6 protein-coding genes and 1 pseudogene are annotated in these 6,408 nt (G+C 62.7%); 1 reads left to right on the top strand and 6 read right to left on the bottom strand.

The window, feature by feature from the left end; genetic code table 11:
• Together OQ789_RS24535 and OQ789_RS24530 are read right to left on the bottom strand one after the other, a co-directional pair.
• The coding region (locus tag OQ789_RS24535; RefSeq protein ID WP_324688827.1) for a condensation domain-containing protein at positions 1–1,470 on the bottom strand (1,470 nt) is incomplete at its 3' end.
• Between the two features lie 25 nt (positions 1,471–1,495).
• Positions 1,496–1,726, bottom strand: coding sequence for an MbtH family protein (locus tag OQ789_RS24530; protein ID WP_324688826.1), 231 nt, complete (start codon positions 1,724–1,726; stop codon positions 1,496–1,498).
• A 414-nt stretch (positions 1,727–2,140) separates the two neighbouring features.
• Here OQ789_RS24530 and OQ789_RS24525 point away from each other — a divergent pair, with 414 nt between their 5' ends.
• Positions 2,141–3,046, top strand: a complete 906-nt coding sequence (locus OQ789_RS24525) for a sulfotransferase family protein (RefSeq protein WP_324688836.1) — start codon at positions 2,141–2,143, stop codon at positions 3,044–3,046.
• A gap of 552 nt (positions 3,047–3,598) precedes the next feature.
• Here the strand turns inward: OQ789_RS24525 and OQ789_RS24520 are convergent.
• The 4 genes and pseudogenes from OQ789_RS24520 to OQ789_RS24505 all read right to left on the bottom strand — a co-directional run.
• Positions 3,599–3,719: pseudogene (locus OQ789_RS24520) on the bottom strand (NAD(P)-dependent oxidoreductase); the annotation flags it as partial.
• A 97-nt stretch (positions 3,720–3,816) separates the two neighbouring features.
• The gene (locus OQ789_RS24515; protein ID WP_324688824.1) at positions 3,817–4,998 is read right to left on the bottom strand and encodes a thiolase family protein; all 1,182 of its coding nucleotides are present in this window, start codon (positions 4,996–4,998) and stop codon (positions 3,817–3,819) included.
• Positions 4,995–5,330 carry a Zn-ribbon domain-containing OB-fold protein gene (locus OQ789_RS24510; protein WP_324688821.1) on the bottom strand — a complete coding sequence of 112 codons (336 nt, stop codon included), beginning with the start codon at positions 5,328–5,330 and terminating at the stop codon, positions 4,995–4,997. The genes OQ789_RS24515 and OQ789_RS24510 overlap by 4 nt, the downstream gene beginning before the upstream one ends.
• 116 nt (positions 5,331–5,446) lie before the next feature.
• A complete protein-coding gene (locus OQ789_RS24505; RefSeq protein ID WP_324688819.1) occupies positions 5,447–6,301 on the bottom strand; it encodes an SDR family NAD(P)-dependent oxidoreductase in 855 nt (284 codons plus the stop codon).
• Positions 6,302–6,408: the final 107 nt, after the last annotated feature.

Raw genomic sequence — 6,408 nt, 5'->3', positions numbered from 1 at the left:
CTCGCGATACGTCCACGACCGCCCCGCGCACGTCAACGCCGGCGCCTCGGGCGTACGCGCCACCTGCTCGGCGAACACCGCCGGAATCGACGCCCCGGCCGGCGCGGGCCGGGCCAGCACCTCGCGGTGGCCCCACGCATCGAGACGGGCCCGCTCGGACTCCGCGAGGACATCGATCGACGACAGCGGACCCCCCGGATCGGCGGTCATCGCCGTCAAGACCTGCTGCAGGCGGTCCGCCAGGTCGGAGACATCGAAATTCGAGAACGGCTGTCCGGCTCCCACGGCGCTCAGCGAGAGCTGCTCGCCGTCGCTGAGGAAGATGAACCCGAAGCCGTCGCCAACGGGGTCGGGATTGTTGGTGTACGTAGCCGATGCCGTGGCACCGCCGAAGGCCAGGGTGAATGACGGAACGAAATTGACGGTCAGCCTGCCGGCTGACTGCCATGGGCCGCGGGTGCGAACGTTGGGTTCGAGCTCGTGCACCGGAAACCGCTGATGCTGTAGGGCTTCGCGTATTCGGGTGTCGACATACTCGCAAAAATCGGCGGCCGTGGCGTCGGGCGCGACCCGCAACACCAGTGGCACAACGCCTGCGAGCATGCCGGGAAGCGTCTTGGACTCGGGGCGCACCCGCCTGTTGACCGGAAAGTCGAGCACCACCTCCGGACCCTCGGCGCACCACCCCCGCACCAAGAGCGCGCACGCCGCGGTGATGACCGAGGAGCGCGGCACGTTGTGCCCGCGGGACAACTCGTCAACTCGGGCGAGGAGGTCCGGATCCAACCGGGCCGACGTGCAAAGGCCGGACGGATCACGCTCGCGCACGACCTGCGGGAGCCGGAAAGACTGTGCGCTTTCGATGGGAAGGTTCCCGGCCCAGTAGGCCTGATCGTCCAGGTACTCGCCGGAGGCCTCATACGCCGATTCGCCGTCGACCAGATCCTGCAACGAACCGAAGAAAGCGGGCGGGACGGCCGCACCAGAAACAATTGCGGAATAGACAGTCGCAACCCGATGGCCGACCAACGCGAGACCGAATCCGTCGACCACAATGTGGTGGCAGCAAGCAAACAAGTGGAATTGATCCCGGCGTGTCCGAAATAAAGCAAATTTGAACAACGGACCGGAAAACGGCATGGGAATGCGCTGCATCGCCAACGCCATCGCAGTGGCTTCCTGGACCGGATCCGGCGAGGAAGTCAGATCCAGAAAAGCCAGTTCCGCTTTCGGGTAATCCAGGGCCTTCTGGAACACCTGGCCATCCACCTCGAGAAAGGCGGCCCTGCCGGTTTCCGTCTCGCGCACCACGCGGCGGATCGCCCACTCCAGGGCGGCACGATCTACCGGACCGTCAATTCTGACGAACAGGCCGAGCTGCCACTCAGTACCGGACTGCCCCGTTTCCTGTGCTAGCCATATGTCTAACTGTCCGCGCGTGAGCGAAAGTCCCTGGTCGTCAAACCCCATATACGACGCCCCCAAGCCACACGGGTTAGCTGTCAGAAGCCCGGCCCGCGGCCAGCCTCTCGCGCAGACTCTTCGGCCGGATGTCGGGCCAGTTCTGTTCGATGTAGTCCAGGCACGCGGCGCGGTCCGCTTCGCCGTGAACCACCCGCCACCCGGCGGGAACGTCGGCGAACGCCGGCCACAGGCTGTGCTGCTCTTCGTCGTTGATCAGGACGAAAAAGCTGCCACTGTCGTCGTCGAACGGATTGATACTCAAAAGTTCTCCAGGCATGTAGGCGACTTGGTTCGAGCCGCTCCAAACCCTACTGAAGGGCAACGGTTTCGTCCGGAATTTCCCCAAAGTTCCTGAGGTGACCTAGTCGGACGCCGGACACCGTAACTGGTGCGGGGCCCGCGGATCTAATCACGACTCCGATGCGGTGAACTGCAGCGATGGCGTCGTTGTGGCATTTCGCGTCGTGGCGTTTTAGGAACCCCGCAGCTGACCGGAAGTCATGGAGTGGGCAACAATAGTCGGCAAACCGCGGTGCCGATACCGGACGATTGTGCCGGGCGCCATCTATCCTGTCGCCGTGAGTAGTCGCCGACGGCGCGCGGAGTCGTGCTTGTGACCGGCGCCGCCGCGCACAGCGGGACGACGGCCCGGCCGGTGGTTCTGTTCGTGCTGGGCATGAGTCGGTCGGGAACGTCGGCGCTCACGCGGGTTCTGTCGCTGTGCGGGGGGACGCTTCCGGCCGCGCTGGCGGGCGCCAACTCGGCCAATCCGCGTGGCTATTGGGAGCCCCGCAAAACCCTTCATCTCAACGCCGTAATTCTGCGCCGACACGGCAGCGCCATGATCGACCCATCACTGCGGTTGGAGGAAGAAGGGGCTTTCGACGCGAAACAGCAGTCCGCGTACGTCGCCGAGATTCGCGCGTATCTCAAAACATTGCCCGCCGCGCCGCTCGTGGTGATCAAGGACCCGCAAATAACAGCGCTGACCGGGATGTGGTTCGAAGCGGCCCGCCTGGAAGGCATCGACACCGTGGCCGTGATTGCGGTGCGCAACCCGGACGAGGTCACCGCGTCGGTTACGGCCAGCAATCCCATGACGCAGGAACTCTCAAGCGCCCTATGGCTGAAATTCAATCTGCTGGCCGAGAGGCATACGCGCGATATCCCGCGCGTGTTCGTCGAATATCCCAACCTCCTCGAAGACTGGCGTAGGGAAATCAAGCGGATTTCCGTGGCGCTGGCGATCGACCTCAACTGCGGTGACGAGAGCGCAATCGAGGGTTTTCTTGAAGATGACCTTCGGCGCCAGCGACATTGCGGGCCGATGACCGAGCCGTTCGGCACAGACTGGAATTCCGTGGCCTACGAAGCTCTGAGCGCGGCCGCGCGAGACGAGCCCTGGGATCAGGCTGCGCTGGACCGCGTTTTCGAGGCCTACCGAGCGACCGAATACAGCTTTCGTCGGGCGCATGAGGATTTCCGTCGCAACTTCAAGAAGCCGATTTTCTGGCCTTCCCTGCAGAAGACCTCGATGGCGATCGGCGCGCTGCTTCACCGGCGCCGGGGGCCTTGGGCTTAGCTGCGACCGGGGTTGCAGCGACGACGGTGGGGTCGACGCATCGTGGCGGTTACCGGACCGACGCGCGCGACCCGTCTCCCGGCGAGTGACGGTGCTCCTCACCATCCCGGGACGCAGAATCGAAATGTCAACCGCCACAAGTCAGTTACACATCGGCATCACAGCAAACCACGACCAATAACGGCCATCAGGTATGTGCTCCGTAGTTGCTTGTCCGCCCGCTGATTACATCGCCTACTGGATACTCGTGCTTGCCGCCCACCATGGCGTTGTGCGCAGGGACATTCCAACGATAGTTGTGATACTCAAACTTTAGTTGCAGCTAAATAAGGTGCCTGCGATGCTGCTGAAACCGACGTTCGCCACGGTGACGCCGACGTGCTCGGTGTCCTGCCAATCGGCGAAGTGACGTTCACGATCATGCAGTCCCAGCGCACCATGACCACCACCGTGGCAGAGGCAGGCATCCGCAACGTCCTCGACGGTCGGGTCGGTATTACCAAACGCCTATCGACTCACACCGAACATCTTGCGGCGCGCAGAAAGATCGGCCGCCACGTCGCCTACGGAAACGGCCGCCAAAGACCCAACTTCGCCGAATGGTGTTGCAGCCTCATGCCTTAAATCGAACACGAGCAGCCCGTCCGGGCTAGTCGACAAGCCACATGGCCATCGGCGCGCCCAAGTTGCCCAGGCCGATAAAGCCCAACCGGGGTGCTTTTCCTCAGCCATGGTCCTCCTTCACAGGCAGGTGATCCTTGTGCCTGAAGTCATCGTCCAGCCTGCCGCAGCAACATCGCGGTGGTGCCACTGTTGGCCGCCCCCACACCAACTGCAGCCAACCTCGCGCCATCGACCTGTCGGTCGCCGGCCTGTCCGCGGATCTGGAGACAACTCTCGTAGAGATGCCCGAACCCGTGGAGCCGGCCCCCCGACAACTGCCCGCCGGCGGTATTTATTGGCAACTCCCCACCCAGAGAGATGCGCGTTGGATCCTCGACCCAGGCACCGGATTCTCCGACTGAGCAGAAATGAAAGTCTTCCAGCCAGCACAGAACGAAGACACTGAACCCGTCGTATAAGGAGGCTACGTCCACGTCCGCGGGCGTGAAATCGGTGCGGTCCCAGATTGTTGACCAGCGAGAGCTGATGCGGGTGATGTCTTGTCCCCCTTCCCACGTGAAGCGGTCGTGGTGAGAACAGTCGAGGGCTTCGACGCGGATGCCAGGGTGGTCGAGGCCAGCCGTGTGCTCGGCACGCGATATCACGAACGCGGTCGCCCCGTCGCAGGCGATATCGCAATCAAACATGCACAAGGGATCGGAGACCATTCGCGAAGCCAGATAGGTGTCGAGAACGAGTGGGTCGCTGTAGATTGCGCTGGGGTTGAGGGCGGCATGCTTTCGTTGGGCGATGGCTATCGACGCGAGCTGCTCGCGAGTAAGGCCGTATCGCTGCATCCGCGCCCTGATCTGCAATCCTGCCAGGTTCGCCGCGGTGGCACCAAATGGCAGCTGCCAACCCAACATTCCACCGGGACGCCCTCCTGCAGATCCGTAGCCCTTTCGACGCCCGTCGCCTTGGGCGGTACCCTCCCAAATGCTGCGCCAGCAAAGCACATGGTCAGCCAGCCCGCATGCGACGGCAAGCATGGCGTCGATGACAGCACCAAGCTGGCCCGGGGACTCCACTCCCCCCGCTACCCAATTTGGATTGATCCCGAGTGCATCATGGATGTCACGCAGCGACGCCCCGGAAAACCCTGGTCCTGGTTGCGATGCGCCGGGATATGTTGTCAGGCCGTCAATGTCGGCCAATGAAAGGCCGGCGTCGGCGACCGCTGCCAAGCACGCTTCGGCGGTGAGCTCCAAACCATCGCGTCCCAGTCGCCGCCCAATCGCCGATTGACCGATGCCGCTTATGACGACACGCTCTGCGAGCTCGCGACTCATCCGCGTTCCGGCTCGAACAACGGGATGAATACTTCATCGTCACCATCGCCACACCGCTCGAAGACGACCCGGACCGGCATGTTCGGCAGTATCTCGAGGGGGTCGACATTGACCAGATTGGTCAGTAGGCGCACCCGCCCGTCCTCGATCGGATTGACGAAAGCAATCACGTATGGCGCCGGGAACCAGGGAAACCATTGGTGATGGTTGACTGTCCACGACTCGACAACACCTCGCCCGCTGAGTTCGACGTACGAAGTGTGCCCGTGGTCGTACGGACACCGGAGCGCGGGCGGCTGACACAGACGCTCACACGAGGCACAACGCTGCATGCGTAGAACACCGTCCGCTCCCGAGGTCCAGAAGGGGCGGTTCAACTCGGTCAGCGCCGGAGCGGGACGTGGTGTTTGTGACATCTGCGTTCTGGGCGGTGGCCTGCGAGGGCGAGCTAGGCGAATACGCCCGGTGATTGTGAGTAGTCCACCGTCGACAACTCCGTCATTCCCCCATCGATGTGCAGCACGGTTCCAGTGACGAATTGCGCGCCGTCTCCTGCCAAAAACGCCACGGCAGGCGCGATGTCGGCGGCGGGGTCACCACCCCGCTTCATCGGTGAGGCGGCCGCAGTCCGCGTGTAGTTATCCCACTCGGTTCCTATCATTTTCTGCTGGGCCTCGGTCAGAGCGAATGGACACACGGCATTCACCCGGATGCGGTGGCGGGCCCACTCGTTGGCCGCGACCTTCGTCAGCGCAGCGATCGCCCCCTTGGCCGCGGAATAAGGAGCCGTGTAGGCGATCCCGGCCAGAGCCGACCCGGACACGAAGTTGATCACCGATGCACGTCGCGACTCCCGCAAGTAGGGAAACCCGGCTTGCATAAAACGGAAAGTTGCTCTGGGCCCAGTCAGTTCCGATAATTCCCAATCTTTTTCATCGACCAGTTCCAATGCCTTGGGCATTGCGAAGAACTGCGCTGCGTTGACCAGGACGTCAATGCGTCCGTCTCCCCGATCTGCGACCTCGTGCACGGCAGACTCGATCTCCTCGCGCCGGGCTACGTTTGCCCTGATGAACGAGGCGCGGCCCAATCGTTCGTGGATCCGCTCAACGCGTTCGAGCCCTTTCTCCTTATTCAGATCGACGATGGTCACATGGGCTCCGAGCGCGGCCAGCTCTTCAGCAATCGCCCCGCCAAGGCCTTGGGCACCGCCAGTGACCAGTGCGTACCTGTCTTCCAAACGAGACAACGACGACTCCTCGTATGTCAAAATGTAACAGTTGAACACATCACGTTCAGTCATCTCATGATTACAGATGATCCCGTTCGTGCCTAGTGGGACCCAACACTTACCCGCTGCTGCGGGCGCGTTAACCAAAGCCACACTTCAGAAGTCGCCCTCAAACCGCA

The sequence above is a fragment of the Mycobacterium sp. 94-17 genome, from assembly GCF_035617725.1.
Taxonomy (GTDB): Bacteria; Actinomycetota; Actinomycetes; order Mycobacteriales; family Mycobacteriaceae; genus Mycobacterium.
This window is presented reverse-complemented; position numbering and strand designations above follow the sequence as displayed.